The sequence below is a fragment of the Citrobacter arsenatis genome (assembly GCF_004353845.1).
GTDB classification, from domain to species: domain Bacteria; phylum Pseudomonadota; class Gammaproteobacteria; order Enterobacterales; family Enterobacteriaceae; genus Citrobacter; species Citrobacter arsenatis.
Genome location: NZ_CP037864.1, coordinates 813,907 through 832,527, shown reverse-complemented (window position 1 = coordinate 832,527; position 18,621 = coordinate 813,907). Strand labels below are relative to the sequence as shown.

Here is an 18,621-nt window from a genome sequence, read left to right as displayed (position 1 = left end):
TCATGGCTAAAACGTTATACGAAAAATTGTTTGATGCGCACGTCGTCTTTGAGGCGCAAAACGAAACCCCGCTGTTGTATATCGACAGGCATCTGGTGCATGAGGTGACCTCACCGCAGGCGTTTGATGGCCTGCGCGCGCATGGACGTCAGGTGCGCCAGCCCGGTAAAACTTTTGCCACCATGGACCACAACGTATCCACGCAAACTAAAGACATTAACGCCTCCGGCGAAATGGCACGGATTCAGATGCAGGAATTGATCAAAAACTGCAATGAATTTGGCGTCGAACTGTACGACCTGAACCACCCGTATCAGGGTATCGTCCACGTGATGGGACCTGAGCAAGGCGTGACGTTACCGGGTATGACCATCGTCTGCGGCGATTCCCACACCGCCACACACGGCGCGTTTGGCGCGCTGGCTTTTGGTATTGGCACCTCTGAAGTTGAACACGTTCTGGCGACGCAGACCCTGAAACAGGGGCGTGCCAAAACCATGAAGATTGAAGTCAACGGCAAAGCAGCGCCTGGCATTACTGCTAAAGATATCGTACTGGCGATTATCGGTAAAACCGGTAGCGCAGGCGGTACCGGACACGTAGTTGAGTTTTGTGGCGAAGCCATCCGCGCGCTGAGCATGGAAGGCCGGATGACCCTGTGCAACATGGCTATTGAAATGGGTGCCAAAGCGGGTCTGGTCGCACCGGATGAAACGACCTTTAACTACGTGAAGGGTCGTTTACACGCACCGAAAGGCGAGGATTTCGCCCACGCGGTAGAGTACTGGAAAACGCTGAAAACCGACGACAACGCAACGTTTGATACCGTCGTTACTCTGCAGGCAGAAGAGATCGCGCCGCAGGTCACCTGGGGTACGAACCCGGGGCAGGTCATCTCGGTGAACGATAATATTCCCGACCCGGCTTCATTTGCCGATCCCGTTGAGCGCGCATCGGCTGAAAAAGCGCTGGCGTATATGGGACTGAAACCGGGCATTCCGTTAACAGAAGTGGCTATCGATAAAGTATTCATCGGTTCCTGCACCAACTCGCGTATTGAAGATTTACGCGCCGCGGCGGAAATCGCCAAAGGGCGCAAAGTCGCGCCTGGCGTACAGGCGCTGGTGGTGCCGGGTTCTGGTCCGGTGAAAGCACAAGCGGAAGCGGAAGGTCTGGACAAGATCTTTATCGAAGCAGGATTTGAATGGCGTTTACCAGGCTGTTCCATGTGTCTGGCCATGAACAATGACCGTCTGAACCCTGGCGAGCGTTGCGCCTCCACCAGCAACCGTAACTTTGAAGGTCGTCAGGGCCGCGGTGGTCGTACACATTTAGTCAGCCCGGCCATGGCCGCCGCTGCCGCCGTTACCGGTCATTTTGCCGACATTCGCAGCATCAAATAAGGAAACTACCATGGCAGAGAAATTTACCCAACATACCGGCCTGGTTGTCCCACTGGATGCCGCCAACGTTGATACCGACGCTATTATTCCTAAACAGTTTTTGCAGAAGGTTACGCGCACCGGTTTTGGCGCCCATCTGTTTAACGACTGGCGTTTCCTGGACGAAAAGGGGCAACAGCCTAATACAGAGTTCGTGCTGAACTTCCCGGAATATAAAGGCGCGTCAATTCTGCTGGCACGGGAAAACTTTGGCTGCGGTTCTTCACGTGAACATGCGCCATGGGCGCTGACCGATTACGGCTTTAAAGTAGTGATCGCACCAAGCTTCGCCGACATCTTCTACGGCAACAGCTTCAACAACCAACTGCTGCCGGTGACCCTGAGCGACGCGCAGGTAGATGAAATGTTTGCCCTGGTAAAAGCCAATCCGGGCATTAAATTTAAAGTGGACCTGGAAGCTCAGGTGGTAAAAGCAGGCGATAAGTCCTACAGCTTTAAAATCGATGACTTCCGCCGCCACTGCATGCTGAACGGTCTGGACAGCATCGGGTTGACGCTGCAGCACGAAGCCGCCATCACCGAATACGAAGACAAACAACCTGCGTTTATGCGCTAATCATTGTGATGCCGGATGCGCTGCGCTTATCCGGCCTACAGGTATGGATTATGTGTAGGCCGGATGCGCAGCGCATCCGGCAATATGACTAAACGTCCTTCACCCGTCCGGTCATCACCAGCGTAACCACAGAAATTGCCGCTATCACCCAATAGACGGCAAAGTGACCGTAACTTTGCGCAACGGCTCCCTGAATCACCCCTGCCAGGATGACCCCCGTTGAAATACTGTTGGTAAATAATGTGGTCGCAGAACCCGCTCGTCCGGGCATCAAATCCTGAAACCACAGCATACCTATCCCGGCGATAATACCGATAAATACCGCGTTAAACAGTTGCAGCACCAGCAGCGCCGTACGGCTGTGAAAGAAGATTAACCCCAGATAAAACAGCACGCCCGCCGCAACGGCCGCGATCATCATTCGCCGTTTACCAAAGCGCTTCACGTAATAGCCCGCCAAAATCATCGCCGGAATTTCCAGCCCAGCCGCCGTTCCCATCAGGATCCCGGCCAGCTTGTCCGGCAAGCCCAGCTCAAGGCTTATCCACAGCGGCATATCGATGATGTACATGGTATTGCAGGTCCACATCAGCGTGGAGGCAATAAACAACATGCGCACATTTTTGTCCTGCCAACCGCCGGTTTGTTCGAGCGGCACATCTACAGGCTGCTCCACCCGCGCGACGGACGGCAGTATCAGCGCAATTAGCACCAGGCTAATGGCAAAAATTCCTGCGGCAATGGAAAACATCGCCGTAAAGCCGTAATTCAACGCCAGCATGAAGGCCAGCGGCGGGCCAATCACCCAGGCCAGTGAAAGCTGCGCACGCATCACCGAGCTAAACATCACCACTTCACGCGCGGAGTTATCAGCATATTCGCGCGCCAGTGCAAACAGCTGCGGCATGGCGGTGTTCGCCAGCGAGGCCAGCAGCACACCGCAGGTGATCAGCGTAAGATAGTGGCGATTAAACGCAAACAGCAGCGCGTTGCCGATTGCCATCAGGCAACAGAACATGATCAGCTTACGCCGATCGCCCTGGCTGTCGGATCGTTTCGCGAGGCCCAGGCTGACAACGATCCCGACAATTGCATTGACGGTGTAAAACAGCCCGACCCAAAATGGCTGCGCCCCGACTTCACGGCTCAAAAACAGGCTCAGCGTGGGTGCCTGCAATGCCCCCGCCACGCCCATCATAAAAGCGACCAGCATAAACGCTGCGTAAACGCCGTTGAGGCGCCGTCCCATGGTCATAATCCAGAGCATTGTTATCCCTATTGGCTGGGCTGATACGAAAAAAGCCAGCAGAAAAAAATCTGCTGGCGGGTGATTTTACACCAATACTCAGTCACACATGATGTCTGCAATTCCCAATTCAGGAGTCAGGCTGTCACCTCCCACTGCATCAGCTCTTCGAGCATCTTTAAGCGCTGCGGTGCGCTCAGGCAAGCCAACCAGGACGATTTTTCCGTCGCGGTAAAGTACTTCAACCAGAACTGACGCATAGATGACCCCTTCGTTGTCTCATCGCTTCATCGGAATCTATTATTGGCTTAATATAGGGATTATAAAATTGCTGAGTTTTCCGCGGGAGTTCCCCTTTTATGTCTTCAGGTCGTTTGCAACAACAGTTCATCCGTCTGTGGCAATGCTGCGATGGCAAAACGCAAGACACGACGCTGAACGAGCTGGCGGATCTGCTGAGCTGCTCGCGCCGCCATATGCGAACCCTGCTTAATACCATGCAGGATCGCGGCTGGTTAACATGGGAAGCCGAAGTAGGGCGAGGAAAACGCTCGCGCCTGACATTCCTCTATACCGGGTTGGCACTCCAGCAGCAGCGCGCAGAAGACCTGCTGGAACAGGATCGTATCGATCAACTGGTGCAACTGGTCGGTGACAAAACGGCCGTCCGGCAGATGCTGGTCTCCCACCTTGGCCGCAGCTTTCGCCAGGGTCGACACATCATGCGCGTTCTCTATTATCGTCCTATGCACAACCTGCTTCCCGGTACGGCGCTACGCCGTTCCGAAACCCATATCGCCCGGCAAATCTTCAGCGCCTTAATTCGGGTAAATGAGGAAAACGGGGAACTGGAAGCGGATATCGCCCATCATTGGCAGCAGATTTCCCCTTTACACTGGCGATTCTTCCTGCGTCCGGGGATCCATTTCCATCATGGCCGCGAGCTGGAAATGGAAGATGTCATCGCCTCGCTGATGCGCATTAACGCTCTACCGCTGTACTCACACATCACGCAAATAGTCTCGCCCACGGCCTGGACGCTGGATATCCATCTGGCCCAGCCCGACCGCTGGCTTCCCTGGTTATTGGGGCAAGTCCCCGCCATGATCCTGCCGCGAGAATGGGAAACGCTGAATAACTTCTCCAGCCACCCGATTGGCACCGGTCCGTATGCGGTGATGCGCAACACCAATAATCAGCTGAAAATCCACGCATTTGATGATTACTTTGGCTACCGGGCGCTGATCGACGAAGTTAACGTTTGGGTGCTACCCGACATCGGCGAAGAGCCTGGCGGTGGGTTAACGTTAAAAGGCCCCACGGAGGATGAAAAGGCGATCGAGAGCCGCCTCGAAGAAGGTTGCTACTACCTGCTGTTTGATACGCGCACCCACCGTGGCGCGAATCAGGAGGTCCGCGAGTGGGTTAGCCGCGTTCTCTCGCCAACGAATTTAATCTGCCACGCCGACGAACAGTATCAGCGGCTGTGGTTTCCCGCCTACGGTTTGCTTCCCCGCTGGCATCACGCCAAGCCCGGCCATGGTGAAAAACCCGCCGGACTGGAATCGCTGACGCTTACTTACTATCGCGATCACATCGAACATCGGATTATCGCGCAGATCATGAAGACGTTGCTCGCGCAGCATCAGGTACAGTTGAATATTCAGGAGATCGACTACGATCAATGGCATGCGGGTGAAATAGTCAGCGATATCTGGCTCAACAGCGCCAACTTTACCCTACCGCTGGACTTCTCGCTGTTCGCCCATTTGTGCGAAGTCCCGTTGCTGCAAAACTGTATCTCCCGGGACTGGGAAAACGATGCGGCTCGCTGGCGAACGGGCGAAATGAGCCTGGCAGCATGGTGCCAACAGCTGCTCGCCACAAAAGCTATTGTGCCGTTGATCCACCACTGGCTGATCATTCAGGGACAGCGCAGTATGCGCGGGCTACGCATGAATACCCTCGGCTGGTTTGATTTTAAATCAGCATGGTTTGCGCCACCGGATCCGTAAGAGCCAGCTCTTAATTGCCGCATAGCAACAAAATCATTACACTAACGCCGTTCTCAACGGGGTGCTAAATAAAAACATACACAAAATCATTCGATCTGCGTATGGGCTGAGAGATACCCGTCGAACCTGATCCGGATAATGCCGGCGAAGGGATTTGAGGCTGTAGCTCAAGTCCTTTGCCACCTAACTCGTCATACTTCAAGCTGCAGATGCGTTGGCTTTATTACTCGGCCCATCCATGGGCCTCGCCCTTTCAGGGCCGCTGCAAGCAGCGTTCAAATCTGCTCCCGGCAGGTTTGTCGCTCACCCCAGTCACGTACTACCTGTACGCTCTTGGGGATGCGCTGCGTCGCCGCCTTCCTGCAACTCGAATTATTTAGAGTTTTACTTTATGAGGTGCAAAGTGTTTAAAAAATGTCTTCCGCTTTTACTGCTGTGCGCAGCGCCTGCCTTCGCTAAACCTGTACTGACTGTCTATACCTACGACTCGTTCGCAGCTGACTGGGGCCCTGGCCCGACAATCAAAAAAGCCTTTGAAGCTGACTGCAACTGCGAACTGAAACTGGTCGCGCTGGAAGATGGCGTCTCACTGCTTAACCGCCTGCGCATGGAAGGAAAAAACAGCAAAGCCGACGTCGTGCTGGGTCTGGATAACAACCTGCTGGAAGCAGCCACACAAACCAAACTGTTTGCCAAAAGCGGTGTAGCAAACGACGCCGTTAACGTACCCGGCGGCTGGAAAAACGAGACATTCGTTCCGTTTGATTACGGCTATTTCGCCTTCGTTTATGACAAGAACAAGCTGAAGAATCCGCCCAAAAGCCTGAAAGAACTGGTAGAGAGCGACCAAAAATGGCGCGTGATTTATCAGGATCCACGTACCAGCACGCCAGGTCTGGGTCTGCTGCTATGGATGCAGAAAGTCTATGGCGATAAAGCGCCAGAAGCGTGGCAGAAACTCGCAGCCAAAACCGTTACCGTCACCAAGGGCTGGAGCGAAGCCTACGGCCTGTTCCTGAAAGGTGAAAGCGATCTGGTGCTCAGCTACACCACCTCGCCGGCCTATCACATCATCGCCGAGAAAAAAGATAACTACGCCGCAGCCGACTTTAGCGAAGGCCACTATTTGCAGGTGGAAGTCGCCGCCCGTACCGCAGCCAGCAAGCAGCCGGAACTGGCCGAGAAGTTCCTGAAGTTTATGGTGTCTCCGGCATTCCAGAATGCGATTCCGACCGGCAACTGGATGTATCCCGTGACGCAAATCACCCTGCCGCCAGGGTTCGAGCAACTGAATAAGCCGGCCTCCGCGCTGGAATTTACGCCACAGCAGGTTGCGGCTCAACGTCAGGCATGGGTTAGCGAATGGCAACGCGCCGTCAGCCGTTAATTCCCGGCTGGCTGGTTCCAGGGCTTACCGCCGCCACGCTGATGGTGGCAGTAGCCCTGGCCGCGTTTCTGGCGCTGTGGTTTAACGCCCCGCAGGGAGAATGGCTCTCGCTGTGGCAAGACGACTACCTGTGGCACGTGGTGCGCTTTTCTTTCTGGCAGGCTTTTTTATCCGCAGTGCTGTCGGTCATCCCGGCGATTTTCCTGGCCAGGGCGCTCTATCGTCGCCGCTTTCCTGGACGTCTGGCGTTGTTGCGCCTGTGCGCGATGACGTTAATCCTGCCGGTGCTGGTCGCGGTTTTCGGTATTCTTAGCGTCTATGGTCGTCAGGGCTGGCTGGCTTCGCTCTGGCATACATTCGGGCTGGAGTGGACGTTCTCACCGTACGGTTTGCAGGGCATTCTGCTGGCGCACGTCTTTTTCAATCTGCCAATGGCCAGCCGTTTACTGCTGCAGTCACTGGAAAATATTCCCGGCGAACAGCGACAGTTAGCCGCTCAGTTGGGTATGCGCGGCTGGCATTTCTTCCGCTTTGTTGAATGGCCGTGGCTGCGCCGTCAGATCCTTCCCGTTGCGGCACTCATCTTTATGTTGTGCTTCGCCAGCTTCGCCACCGTTTTGTCGTTGGGCGGCGGGCCGCAGGCCACGACCATCGAGCTGGCTATTTATCAGGCGCTGAACTTTGATTATAATCCAGCCCGCGCTGCCATGCTGGCGTTGATCCAGATGGTTTGTTGTTTAGCGCTGGTACTGCTCAGCCAACGCCTGAGTCGCGCCATCGCCCCCGGCACCACGCTGGTTCAGGGCTGGCGCGATCCCGACGATCGTCTGCACAGCCGCCTGACAGACGCTCTGCTGATTATTCTGGCCCTGCTGCTGCTGCTGCCGCCGCTGCTGGCGGTGATTGTCGATGGCTTTAACCGCCATGTGCTGGATGTTCTGAAGCAGCCCGTACTGTGGCAGGCGCTGGGAACTTCGCTGCGCATTGCGCTGGCGGCAGGTGCGTTGTGCGTCGTACTCACCATGATGCTGTTATGGAGCAGTCGTGAACTGCGTGCCCGACAGCAGGTGCTGGCAGGTCAAATGCTGGAGCTTAGCGGCATGATGATCCTCGCCATGCCGGGCATCGTGCTGGCAACTGGCTTCTTTCTGCTGCTCAATAACACTGTTGGACTCCCCGAATCTGCCGACGGCATTGTCATTTTTACCAATGCGCTAATGGCGATCCCTTACGCGCTAAAAGTGCTGGAAAACCCAATGCGTGACGTTACTGCGCGCTACAGTATGCTGTGTCAGTCGTTGGGAATTGGGGGATGGTCGCGCCTGAAAGTGGTTGAACTACGCGCCCTGAAGCGCCCGCTGGCGCAGGCGATGGCTTTTGCCTGCGTGCTGTCGATTGGCGATTTTGGCGTGGTGGCGTTATTTGGTAATGAGGATTTCCGCACCCTGCCATTTTATTTATATCAGCAGATTGGCTCTTATCGCAGTCAGGATGGCGCGGTTACGGCGTTATTGCTGCTGATCCTGTGCTTTACGCTGTTTACCGTTATTGAGAAATTGCCGGGTCGAAATGTTAAAACTGATTGATATCACATGGCTTTATCACCATTTGCCCATGCGCTTTACGCTGTCGGTCGAGCGCGGTGAGCAGATTGCAGTGCTCGGGCCCAGCGGGGCAGGAAAAAGTACGCTGCTGAATCTGATGGCCGGCTTTTTCACGCCGGCCAGCGGCACGATGATGATTGAAGGTGAAGATCACACCGCCACGCCTCCCTCACGCCGTCCCGTTTCCATGCTATTTCAGGAAAATAACCTGTTCAGCCACCTGAGCGTGCAGCAAAACATCGGCCTGGGCCTTAATCCGGGATTGAAGCTGAACGCGCTGCAGCGGGAGAAAATGCACCATATCGCTCAGCAAATGGGGATCGACTCACTACTGGAGCGACTCCCCGGTGAGCTTTCGGGCGGGCAGAGACAGCGCGTAGCGCTGGCGCGTTGTCTGGTACGGGAACAACCCATTTTACTGCTTGATGAACCGTTCTCTGCGCTCGATCCTGCGCTACGCCAGGAGATGTTAACGCTGGTCGCCGAGGTCTGTCGCGAGAAGCAACTTACGTTGCTAATGGTTTCCCATAGCGTTGAAGATGCGGCGCGAATTGCGCCCCGCTCGATTGTGGTCGCCGATGGGCGTATCGCCTGGCAGGGCAAAACGGATGAGTTATTACGCGGTCAGGCCAGCGCCTCGGCGCTATTGGGCATTAAAGCATAATGCGTTGCCGGATGACGGCATAAACGCCTAATCCGGCCTACAGGCCGCACATTTTGTAGCCCGGATAAGGCGAAGCCGCTATCCGGCAAAGGAATCGTCAGTACCCCACCACTTTGCGCAAAATATCGATATACACCGGCATCAGCGGATGGCGCAATAATGCCACCAGCGCGACCACGCCGATCCCGAGCGTCAACGGTGCCAGATACAGCAAACGGCTGCGGGGGAAATACGCGGTTAAGCGATCGACAGCCGCTTTGCCACTGCGCCACAACCGCCAGCAAAACCAGCCCCCCACCCATAGCAGCAGCGCCGTCGCCAGCAGCAACCATTTGAAATCCCCACTCTGCATATCAGAAGGAATATCGATTGCCGCCCCCGCCAGGATCCCTGGCAGGAAGTAAAACGGCGGCCACAGAACGCAGCCAATAATGTTCGGGACGATAAATTTAGCGACAGGCAGATCCAGCATGCCCGCCACCATCGGCACTAGCGGACGCGTCGGCCCCACAAAACGGCCCACCAGAATGGTAAACATGCTGTGCTGATGCAACGCGTGCTCGGTTTTATCCAGCAACGCCTTGTTCTTTTTCATAAATGACCATCGGTGCAGCGGCTTTTTAAAGCGCCAGCCCAGCCAGAAGGAGATCCAGTCCCCCAACAGGCAACCAATGATGCCCGCAAGCCAGGCATGCCAGAAGTTCAGTTCGCCGCTGCCAATCAGCGCCCCCAGCCCCGCCATCATCACGGTACCGGGCAGAATCAGGCCAACCAGCGCCAGCGACTCCAAAAAGGCCACCAGAAGTACGGCGATCAGGGAGTACAGGGCGGACTGGAGAATAAAGTGTTCCAGCAATGCTTGCATAATGTGTCCGTCAGATTTACGAAGCAGGGATTTTGATAACCCTTCTCAACTTCGTCAAGCCATCAATTGTCTGAATAGATTGCGAGTTATGACAACTTTCAGGACACATCATTCACTTTTTATTCACATCCAGCGCGAAACTCGCTCGGGCTGGCACCGGTACATTTTTTGAAAACGCGAGAGAAATAGAGCTGATCGTCAAAGCCCACATTACGGCCCACCGTCGCGATGGGCATACGTGTGGTGCTCAGCAATAGCTTGGCCTGGCTGATGCGCTGATCCTCGCGCCAGCTTAATACGCTAATGCCCAATTGTTGGCGAAAGAGATGCGACAAACGGGAAGGCGACAAGCAGACGTGCTGCGCGACGCTGGCGATATCAAAATTGCTGTCCGCCAGGTGATCGCTGATGTACTGACAGGCATCGCGTACGCGGTTGTCCATCGGCGGGTGCAGCGACTCGTTAATGGCTTCCATCCGCCGCAGCAGCAACTGCTCCAGTAAATTGATCGCCAGCAGTTCGGAATAGCGACCTTCTCTCTGCCCGGCGTTGATTATCTGCCCAAACAGTTCATTAAAATGTGGCTGATGTGCTTCATCCGGACGAAAAAAACCGGTCTGGGCAAAAATGGCCGGCCAGGTCAGCCACTCCTGCCAGTAGGCGCGAGGGCGAAAGTAAACCCACTGGTGATACCATTCGCTGGCATCAGGATGGCGTCCGTAATGGTGAATTTCTCCGGGTGGAAACAGCAAAATATCACCGGGTCGGCAGACAAACTGCTTGCCCTGATTATTGATAACCCCTTCGCCACGGATGGTCAGATTGAGGATATAGCCCTTCATACCCAGCGGTCGGTCGATAAAAAAATCCAGGTATCCGTTTGCCTCAATGGGGGTTAATCCTGCCACCAAATGCGCGTTAAACGAATAGCCTGGTAGCAGGGGATCGTTTTGCGTTTCAGCCATAATTTCAATACTCCCTATGTTCTGCTAAGAAACAATTTGTCCATATTACGCCAGACATCATCGGCGTCGCCCCTGCGGGCCGCAGCGTTTGCGGTAATGGACCATCAACCCCGCTTGTGAAAAGCAATTTGTAAAAAACATGTACTATGCCAGCGTCAAAATCAGCTAACAAAAGTGTCTATAACTACGGCAGAAATGTCCACATTGATTATTTGCACGGCGTCACACTTTGTGATGCCACAGCATTTTAGTCCATAAGATTAGCGGATCCTGCCTGACGGTTTTTGTCCCCACTCACTACTGTTTATCCATACCCGTATTTTTGGATGGAGTAAGACGATGGCGATTGCAATTGGCCTCGATTTTGGTAGTGATTCAGTACGCGCGTTGGCTGTGGAATGCGCCACCGGCGAGGAGATCGCCACCAGCGTAGAGTGGTACCCACGTTGGCAGCAAGGGCAGTATTGCGATGGCCCAAACAACCAGTTTCGCCATCATCCGCGTGACTACATCGAATCAATGGAAGCAGCGCTGAAAACCGTGCTGGCCGAATTGAGCGCTGAACAGCGCGCGGAAGTGGTCGGCATTGGCGTTGACAGTACCGGCTCAACCCCGGCCCCCATCGATGCCGACGGCAATGTACTGGCGCTGCGTCCGGAGTTCGCGGAAAACCCGAATGCAATGTTTGTTCTGTGGAAAGATCACACCTCTGTAGAAGAAGCTGAAGAAATTACCCGCCTGTGCCACACGCCGGGCAAGATCGATTACTCCCGCTATATCGGCGGCATTTATTCGAGCGAATGGTTCTGGGCCAAAATCCTGCATGTGACTCGCCAGGACAGCGCGGTTGCTGAGGCCGCGGTTTCGTGGATCGAGCTGTGTGACTGGGTTCCTGCCCTGCTCTCCAATACTGTACGTCCACAGGATATTCGCCGCGGACGCTGCAGCGCAGGGCATAAATCCCTGTGGCATGAAAGCTGGGGTGGCCTGCCGCCAGCCAGTTTCTTTGACGAACTTGATCCAATCCTCAACCGCCATCTGCAATACCCAATGTTTACCGACACCTTCACGGCCGACCTGCCGGTTGGCACCCTGTGCGCCGAGTGGGCGCAGCGTCTGGGGCTATCGGAAAGCGTGGTGATTGCCGGCGGTGCTTTTGACTGTCATATGGGTGCGGTCGGCGCAGGCGCACAGCCTAATACGCTGGTGAAAGTCATCGGCACGTCGACCTGCGACATTCTGATTGCCGACAAGCACAGCGTCGGCGAGCGCGCGGTGAAAGGCATTTGCGGCCAGGTTGATGGCAGCGTGGTGCCGCATTTCATTGGCCTCGAGGCGGGTCAATCTGCATTCGGCGATATCTATGCCTGGTTTAGCCGCGTGCTGAGCTGGCCGCTGGAACAGCTTGCCGCGCAGCATCCGGAGCTGCAGAACCAGATTAAAGCCAGCCAAAAACAGCTGCTGCCAGCGCTAACCGAGGCCTGGGCAAAAAATCCATCGCTGGATCATCTGCCGGTGGTGCTCGACTGGTTCAACGGTCGCCGTACGCCTAATGCCAACCAGCGTCTGAAAGGCGTAATTACCGATCTGAATCTGGCAACCGACGCGCCAGCATTGTTCGGTGGTCTGATTGCCGCCACCGCCTTTGGCGCACGCGCCATCATGGAATGCTTCACCGAACAAGGCATTGCGGTAAACAACGTCATGGCGCTTGGCGGTATTGCGCGTAAGAACCCGGTCATCATGCAGGCCTGCTGTGACGTGCTGAACCGTCCGCTGCAGATTGTCGCTTCAGACCAGTGCTGCGCGCTCGGGGCGGCTATCTTCGCCGCCGTTGCCGCGAAAGTACACGCCGATATCCCAGCCGCTCAGCAACAGATGGCGAGCGCCGTGGAAAACACGCTGCAACCTCGCTCAGAGCAGGCTCAACGTTTTGAACAGCTTTACCGCCGCTACCAGCAATGGGCGGTAAGCGCTGAACAGCAATACCTTCCGACTGCCGCTCCGGCGCAACAAGCCCCGGTAGACCTGGCAACCCTGACACATTAAGGACACGACAATGACGATTTTTGATAACTATGAAGTGTGGTTTGTGATTGGTAGCCAGCATCTGTATGGCCCTGAAACCCTGCGTCAGGTAACCCAACATGCCGAGCACGTCGTTAACGCACTGAATACTGAAGCTAAACTGCCCTGCAAACTGGTGTTAAAACCGCTGGGTACTTCACCTGACGAGATTACCGCTATTTGTCGTGACGCTAACTACGACGATCGCTGCGCAGGTCTGGTGGTTTGGCTGCACACCTTCTCTCCGGCCAAAATGTGGATTAACGGCCTGACCATCCTCAACAAGCCGCTGATGCAGTTCCACACCCAGTTCAACGCCGCTCTGCCGTGGGACAGCATTGATATGGACTTCATGAACCTGAACCAGACCGCGCACGGTGGCCGTGAGTTCGGCTTCATCGGTGCACGTATGCGTCAGCAGCACGCCGTGGTCACCGGTCACTGGCAGGACAAACAAGCGCACGAACGCATCGGCTCCTGGATGCGCCAGGCCGTGTCCAAACAGGATACCCGCCATCTGAAAGTCTGCCGTTTTGGCGACAACATGCGTGAAGTTGCGGTTACCGATGGCGATAAAGTCGCTGCACAGATCAAGTTCGGCTTCTCGGTAAACACCTGGGCCGTGGGCGATCTGGTGCAGGTAGTCAACGCAATTAGCGACGGCGAAATCAACGCGCTAATCGATGAGTATGAAAGCACTTACACCATGACGGCGGCAACGCAAGTCCACGGTGAAAAACGTCAGAACGTACTGGAAGCAGCCCGTATTGAGCTGGGGATGAAGCGCTTCCTGGAACAGGGTGGATTCCACGCCTTCACCACTACATTTGAAGATTTACACGGCCTGAAACAGCTACCGGGTCTGGCTGTACAGCGTCTGATGCAGCAAGGCTACGGCTTTGCGGGCGAAGGCGACTGGAAAACCGCCGCTCTGCTTCGCATCATGAAGGTGATGTCAACCGGTCTGCAGGGCGGCACCTCATTTATGGAGGATTACACCTACCACTTCGAGAAAGGCAACGATCTGGTGCTCGGTTCGCACATGCTGGAAGTGTGCCCGTCCATTGCGGTGGAAGAGAAACCGATCCTCGACGTACAACACCTCGGTATTGGCGGTAAAGACGATCCCGCCCGTTTGATCTTTAACACTAAAACCGGCCCGGCAGTGGTTGCCAGCCTGATCGATCTCGGCGATCGCTATCGCCTGCTGGTTAACTGCATCGACACGGTTCAAACGCCGCATTCCCTGCCGAAACTGCCGGTGGCTAACGCATTGTGGAAAGCCCAGCCGGATCTGCCAACCGCCTCTGAAGCCTGGATCCTCGCCGGTGGCGCGCACCACACCGTGTTCAGCCACGCGCTGGATCTGAACGACATGCGCCAGTTCGCTGAAATGCACGATATCGAGATCGCGGTGATCGACAACGATACCCGTCTGCCGGCCTTTAAGGACGCGCTGCGCTGGAACGAAGTGTATTACGGCTTCAAACGTTAATTATCGAAACGGATTGCCCGGTGGCATTTCATTTACCGGGCCTACAAATCATCGTAGGCCCATAAGCGAAGCGCCATCCGGCATTCAGGAGTTAACATGCTAGAAGATCTTAAACGTCAGGTACTGGAAGCCAATCTGGCACTGCCAAAGCACAATCTGGTCACCCTGACCTGGGGAAACGTCAGCGCCGTCGATCGCGAGCGCGGCGTGTTTGTGATTAAACCTTCCGGGGTCGATTACAGCGTAATGACCGCAGAAGATATGGTTGTCGTCAGTATTGCCACCGGTGAAGTTGTAGAAGGCACGAAGAAACCCTCTTCCGATACGCCAACGCACCGTCTGCTGTATCAGGCATTTCCGACCATTGGCGGCATTGTTCATACCCATTCACGTCATGCAACCATTTGGGCGCAGGCCGGCCTGTCGATTCCGGCTACGGGTACCACCCATGCGGATTATTTCTACGGCTCGATTCCCTGCACACGGAAAATGACCGAGGACGAAATCAACGGCGAATATGAATGGGAAACCGGTAACGTGATCGTTGAAACCTTTGAGAAACAAGGTATTGACGCTGCACAGATGCCTGGTGTACTGGTGCATTCTCACGGTCCGTTTGCCTGGGGAAAAAATGCCGAAGATGCGGTGCATAACGCCATCGTGCTGGAAGAAGTCGCCTACATGGGGATCTTCTGCCGTCAACTCGCGCCACAGCTGCCGGATATGCAACAAACCCTGCTGGATAAACACTACCTGCGTAAACATGGCGCAAAAGCCTACTATGGGCAGTGAAAATAATACAAGCGCGCCCGGAAAGAGTGGCGCGCTTTCTTTTTATTCTGTTATATATTCTGCAAACGAACTACGATACATACAATTATTAGCACAAACGTATTTAATCACGTTATCATAATGTCCCAGAGTATCTTCCCCATCCAGTGAATGAAAGAAAATATAATCTGCAATTGTTGATTGCCAGCGTTGCCCGTTCAATAAATAATTAATAACCGTATCACGATGTCCATTTATTCTGTCATGTCCTTGCCAGTGAAAAAAAGCATTCCCTCGTTCAATAACCTCAGTACGCCAGATTTGCCCTGACCACGTTCTATACTCAATGTATCGACTTACCGACTTAATTGTAGGGTTAGATAACTGAGTATTCACGAATAAATAGTGATCATATCCTACCTGTAACGCCTGAGTATAAACATTCATAATACCTCTCCATCACACAACACACCCAAGCTATTGATATAAAACACCCGAGCTATCAGATGAATAAAATTATATTAAGCGATAAAAATCAAATTATGCAGAGAGATATTCCCGACGAAATCGAACCGAAAATCCGTTTTTATCCAGACAATAGCAAGCCATATAAATATATTATATTCAACCTGACAACCCGAATGTTTCGATTAAAATAGTTACACTAACCATGAATAAAAACAAATAAAAAAAAGAACAATTTTTTCTGAACCGAGGGATGTGTAACAAAACTAAACGAGCACAATTCCGAAAATTACATAAAACTCCTAAAGCGGACTTCCAATTCATGAAAAATACATAGCTGCAAAATAATAGTAAATACAAATAGCCATAACAGACCAATAAAATAACCTAAGGAAGATGTTTCAAGAAAGGCATTCATTTATTAAATATCAAACCTGACCCTATACACTTTTCCAGCGGAGAGAATTTTACAGCTATTGCTACAGCAACGTCCTGCAGCGCTCACATTTTAACTGTACAAAATAACAGTACAATCATGTAAACCAGGCTATAATAATGCCTGGTTTTTTAATGGATACGCAGCGTGGCGCAGGCAGGCTTTATTTTAACCCGGCACTGGCGGGACACCCCGCAGGGAACTGAGGTCTCATTCTGGCTGGCTACAGACGACGGGCCGCTGCAGGTCACGCTCGCGCCTCAGGAGTCGGTGGCATTTATTCCGACCAGTCAGGTTCCTCGCGTAACATCATTATTACGCGCTGAAAATGGTTATCGGCTGACGCCGCTTCAGTTGCAAGACTTTCACCGCCAGCCCGTGTCCGGCCTGTATTGCCACTCACACCGCCAGCTTATGCGGCTGGAAAAACTGCTGCGCGAAAACGCGGTTACTGTCTATGAGGCTGACGTGCGCCCACCGGAGCGGTATCTGATGGAGCGCTTTATCACGTCTCCCGTTTGGGTCGAAGGCGACAGGCATAACGGCACGCTGGTTAATGCCCGGCTGAAGCCGAACCCAGATTATCGACCGCCGCTGAAATGGGTGTCGCTGGATATCGAAACCACGCGCCACGGCGAACTCTACTGTATCGGCCTTGAAGGCTGCGGGCAGCGTATTGTCTATATGCTCGGCCCGGCAAATGGCGACGCCTCAGCGCTGGATTTCGAACTTGAGTACGTCGCAAGCCGCCCGCTGTTGCTGGAAAAACTCAACGACTGGATTGCCCGGCATGATCCCGATGTGATAATCGGCTGGAACGTCGTGCAATTCGATTTACGCGTCCTGCAAAAGCATGCCGAACGTTACCGTATTCCCCTGCGTTTTGGTCGTGACAATAGTGAACTGGAGTGGCGCGAGCATGGCTTTAAAAACGGCGTCTTCTTCGCGCAGGCTAAAGGTCGTCTGATTATCGACGGTATCGAGGCGCTCAAATCCGCATTCTGGAATTTCTCGTCGTTTTCGCTGGAGACGGTGTCGCAGGAGCTACTTGGCGAAGGGAAGTCGATTGATAACCCGTGGGACAGAATGGACGAAATCGATCGCCGGTTTGCCCAGGATAAGCCCGCGCTCGCCACCTACAATCTCAAAGACTGTGAACTGGTCACGCGTATTTTTCATCAAACCGAGATCATGCCATTTCTACTGGAACGATCGACGGTCAACGGCCTGCCGGTCGACCGGCACGGTGGTTCGGTTGCCGCCTTCGGCCATCTCTACCTGCCGCGAATGCACCGCGCGGGTTACGTAGCGCCGAATCTGGGCGAAATCCCCGCGCACGCCAGCCCCGGCGGCTACGTGATGGACTCGCGCCCCGGTTTGTACGACTCAGTACTGGTGCTGGATTACAAAAGTCTGTACCCGTCAATTATCCGTACATTTTTGATCGATCCGGTGGGACTTATTGAAGGGATGGCGCAGCCGGACCATGAACACAGCACCGAAGGGTTCCTTGACGCCTGGTTCTCACGCGAAAAGCACTGCCTGCCGGAAATTGTTACCCAGATCTGGCATGGGCGCGATGAAGCCAAACGCCACGGCAATAAGCCGCTCTCGCAGGCGCTGAAAATCATCATGAACGCGTTCTACGGCGTGCTTGGCACCACCGCTTGCCGCTTCTTTGATCCGCGACTGGCCTCGTCGATCACCATGCGCGGTCACGCGATCATGCGCCAGACCAAAGCGCTGATTGAAGCTCAGGGTTACGACGTTATCTATGGCGATACCGACTCGACCTTTGTCTGGCTTAAAAAGTCACACTCAGAAGACGATGCTGCCCGGATTGGCCGTGAGCTGGTGAGCTATGTCAACGACTGGTGGGCGCAGTCGCTGAAGCAACAAAACCTGACCAGCGCGCTGGAACTGGAATTTGAAACCCACTTTTGTCGCTTTCTGATGCCGACCATTCGCGGTGCAGATACCGGCAGCAAGAAACGCTACGCCGGGATGATTCAGACAGGCGCTGAGCAGCGCATGGTGTTTAAGGGGCTGGAAACGGTACGAACCGACTGGACACCGCTGGCCCAGCAGTTTCAGCAGGAGCTGTACCTACGAATTTTTCGCAACGAACCCTATCAGGAGTTTGTTCGCGAGACCATCGACCATTTGATGGCGGGCGAACTGGATGCACAACTGGTGTACCGTAAGCGCCTGCGCCGCCCGTTGAGCGAATACCAACGCAATGTTCCACCACACGTTCGCGCCGCGCGACTCGCCGATGAGCAGAATGCCAAACTGGGGCGTCCGCCGCAGTATCAGAATCGCGGAACGATTAAATATGTCTGGACGATAAATGGCCCAGAACCTGTTGATTATCAGCAGTCTGCACTCGATTATGAGCATTATCTGACCCGCCAGATCCAGCCGGTCGCTGAGGGAATTCTTCCCTTTATTGACGATAATTTTGCTACACTACTCACAGGACAACTGGGGTTATTTTGACGCGTGACGAAACCGCCGCCATCCAGTACCATAGCGCCCTTTCCATTCCTGGACCCATTTAACACCACTACCACTGATTTATTAGCCTGGTAGCGGGGTCGTATGCTCTCAATAACGGGGACT

15 protein-coding genes and 1 riboswitch are annotated in these 18,621 nt (G+C 54.2%); of the genes, 10 read left to right on the top strand and 5 right to left on the bottom strand.

The window, feature by feature from the left end; translation table 11 throughout:
• Window positions 1-2: 2 nt before the first annotated feature.
• Complete coding sequence (leuC, locus tag E1B03_RS04905; RefSeq protein ID WP_103768407.1) at window positions 3-1,403, top strand: 3-isopropylmalate dehydratase large subunit; 1,401 nt, start codon at window positions 3-5, stop codon at window positions 1,401-1,403.
• A gap of 10 nt (window positions 1,404-1,413) precedes the next feature.
• Window positions 1,414-2,019 carry a 3-isopropylmalate dehydratase small subunit gene (gene leuD / locus E1B03_RS04900; RefSeq protein WP_133085772.1) on the top strand — a complete coding sequence of 202 codons (606 nt, stop codon included), beginning with the start codon at window positions 1,414-1,416 and terminating at the stop codon, window positions 2,017-2,019.
• 88 nt (window positions 2,020-2,107) lie between these two features.
• Here the strand turns inward: leuD and E1B03_RS04895 are convergent, their stop codons facing one another.
• Window positions 2,108-3,286 (bottom strand): sugar efflux transporter, encoded by a 1,179-nt coding sequence (locus E1B03_RS04895; protein WP_103768409.1) that lies wholly within the window; start codon window positions 3,284-3,286, stop codon window positions 2,108-2,110.
• Window positions 3,287-3,402: 116 nt separating this feature from the next.
• Window positions 3,403-3,525, bottom strand: coding sequence for a glucose uptake inhibitor SgrT (gene sgrT / locus E1B03_RS04890; protein ID WP_016151681.1), 123 nt, complete (start codon window positions 3,523-3,525; stop codon window positions 3,403-3,405).
• Window positions 3,526-3,624: 99 nt separating this feature from the next.
• On the opposite strand from sgrT, the gene sgrR reads away from it, so the two are divergent.
• The 4 genes from sgrR to thiQ all read left to right on the top strand — a co-directional run bounded on the left by sgrR (window position 3,625) and on the right by thiQ (window position 8,935).
• The gene (gene sgrR, locus E1B03_RS04885; protein WP_103768410.1) at window positions 3,625-5,280 is read left to right on the top strand and encodes an HTH-type transcriptional regulator SgrR; all 1,656 of its coding nucleotides are present in this window, start codon (window positions 3,625-3,627) and stop codon (window positions 5,278-5,280) included.
• Between the two features lie 47 nt (window positions 5,281-5,327).
• Window positions 5,328-5,451: riboswitch (TPP riboswitch) on the top strand.
• 232 nt (window positions 5,452-5,683) lie between these two features.
• Window positions 5,684-6,667 carry a thiamine ABC transporter substrate binding subunit gene (thiB, locus tag E1B03_RS04880; protein WP_133085771.1) on the top strand — a complete coding sequence of 328 codons (984 nt, stop codon included), beginning with the start codon at window positions 5,684-5,686 and terminating at the stop codon, window positions 6,665-6,667.
• Window positions 6,643-8,253 (top strand): thiamine/thiamine pyrophosphate ABC transporter permease ThiP, encoded by a 1,611-nt coding sequence (gene thiP, locus E1B03_RS04875; protein ID WP_133085770.1) that lies wholly within the window; start codon window positions 6,643-6,645, stop codon window positions 8,251-8,253. Before thiB ends, thiP begins: the two co-directional genes overlap by 25 nt.
• Window positions 8,237-8,935 (top strand): thiamine ABC transporter ATP-binding protein ThiQ, encoded by a 699-nt coding sequence (thiQ, locus tag E1B03_RS04870; protein ID WP_133085769.1) that lies wholly within the window; start codon window positions 8,237-8,239, stop codon window positions 8,933-8,935. Before thiP ends, thiQ begins: the two co-directional genes overlap by 17 nt.
• Window positions 8,936-9,032: 97 nt before the next feature.
• Here thiQ and E1B03_RS04865 read toward each other — a convergent pair whose 3' ends face one another.
• Window positions 9,033-9,800 carry a DedA family protein gene (locus E1B03_RS04865; protein WP_103768414.1) on the bottom strand — a complete coding sequence of 256 codons (768 nt, stop codon included), beginning with the start codon at window positions 9,798-9,800 and terminating at the stop codon, window positions 9,033-9,035.
• Window positions 9,801-9,919: 119 nt separating this feature from the next.
• Window positions 9,920-10,765 (bottom strand): arabinose operon transcriptional regulator AraC, encoded by an 846-nt coding sequence (gene araC, locus E1B03_RS04860; protein ID WP_103768415.1) that lies wholly within the window; start codon window positions 10,763-10,765, stop codon window positions 9,920-9,922.
• A 339-nt stretch (window positions 10,766-11,104) separates the two neighbouring features.
• On the opposite strand from araC, the gene araB reads away from it, so the two are divergent.
• The 3 genes from araB (at window position 11,105) to araD (ending at window position 15,119) form a co-directional block, all read left to right on the top strand.
• Window positions 11,105-12,814, top strand: coding sequence for a ribulokinase (gene araB, locus E1B03_RS04855; RefSeq protein ID WP_133085768.1), 1,710 nt, complete (start codon window positions 11,105-11,107; stop codon window positions 12,812-12,814).
• Window positions 12,815-12,824: 10 nt separating this feature from the next.
• A complete protein-coding gene (gene araA, locus E1B03_RS04850; RefSeq protein WP_133085767.1) occupies window positions 12,825-14,327 on the top strand; it encodes an L-arabinose isomerase in 1,503 nt (500 codons plus the stop codon).
• Between the two features lie 96 nt (window positions 14,328-14,423).
• A complete protein-coding gene (gene araD / locus E1B03_RS04845; RefSeq protein WP_103768418.1) occupies window positions 14,424-15,119 on the top strand; it encodes an L-ribulose-5-phosphate 4-epimerase in 696 nt (231 codons plus the stop codon).
• A 42-nt stretch (window positions 15,120-15,161) separates the two neighbouring features.
• Here araD and E1B03_RS04840 read toward each other — a convergent pair whose 3' ends face one another.
• On the bottom strand, window positions 15,162-15,545 hold the full coding sequence (locus E1B03_RS04840; protein ID WP_043018405.1) for a DUF4751 family protein: 384 nt from the start codon (window positions 15,543-15,545) through the stop codon (window positions 15,162-15,164).
• A gap of 601 nt (window positions 15,546-16,146) precedes the next feature.
• Between E1B03_RS04840 and polB the strand changes: the two genes are divergently transcribed.
• Complete coding sequence (polB, locus tag E1B03_RS04835) at window positions 16,147-18,498, top strand: DNA polymerase II (RefSeq protein WP_133085766.1); 2,352 nt, start codon at window positions 16,147-16,149, stop codon at window positions 18,496-18,498.
• Window positions 18,499-18,621 lie beyond the last annotated feature (123 nt).

Coding starts and splice junctions, on each gene's coding strand:
- leuC (WP_103768407.1), top strand. CDS start 3: ATGGCTAAAACGTTATACGAAAAATTGTTTGATGCGCACGTCGTCTTT.
- leuD (WP_133085772.1), top strand. CDS start 1,414: ATGGCAGAGAAATTTACCCAACATACCGGCCTGGTTGTCCCACTGGAT.
- E1B03_RS04895 (WP_103768409.1), bottom strand. CDS start 3,286: ATGCTCTGGATTATGACCATGGGACGGCGCCTCAACGGCGTTTACGCA.
- sgrT (WP_016151681.1), bottom strand. CDS start 3,525: ATGCGTCAGTTCTGGTTGAAGTACTTTACCGCGACGGAAAAATCGTCC.
- sgrR (WP_103768410.1), top strand. CDS start 3,625: ATGTCTTCAGGTCGTTTGCAACAACAGTTCATCCGTCTGTGGCAATGC.
- thiP (WP_133085770.1), top strand. CDS start 6,643: ATGGCAACGCGCCGTCAGCCGTTAATTCCCGGCTGGCTGGTTCCAGGG.
- thiQ (WP_133085769.1), top strand. CDS start 8,237: ATGTTAAAACTGATTGATATCACATGGCTTTATCACCATTTGCCCATG.
- E1B03_RS04865 (WP_103768414.1), bottom strand. CDS start 9,800: ATGCAAGCATTGCTGGAACACTTTATTCTCCAGTCCGCCCTGTACTCC.
- araC (WP_103768415.1), bottom strand. CDS start 10,765: ATGGCTGAAACGCAAAACGATCCCCTGCTACCAGGCTATTCGTTTAAC.
- araB (WP_133085768.1), top strand. CDS start 11,105: ATGGCGATTGCAATTGGCCTCGATTTTGGTAGTGATTCAGTACGCGCG.
- araA (WP_133085767.1), top strand. CDS start 12,825: ATGACGATTTTTGATAACTATGAAGTGTGGTTTGTGATTGGTAGCCAG.
- araD (WP_103768418.1), top strand. CDS start 14,424: ATGCTAGAAGATCTTAAACGTCAGGTACTGGAAGCCAATCTGGCACTG.
- E1B03_RS04840 (WP_043018405.1), bottom strand. CDS start 15,545: ATGAATGTTTATACTCAGGCGTTACAGGTAGGATATGATCACTATTTA.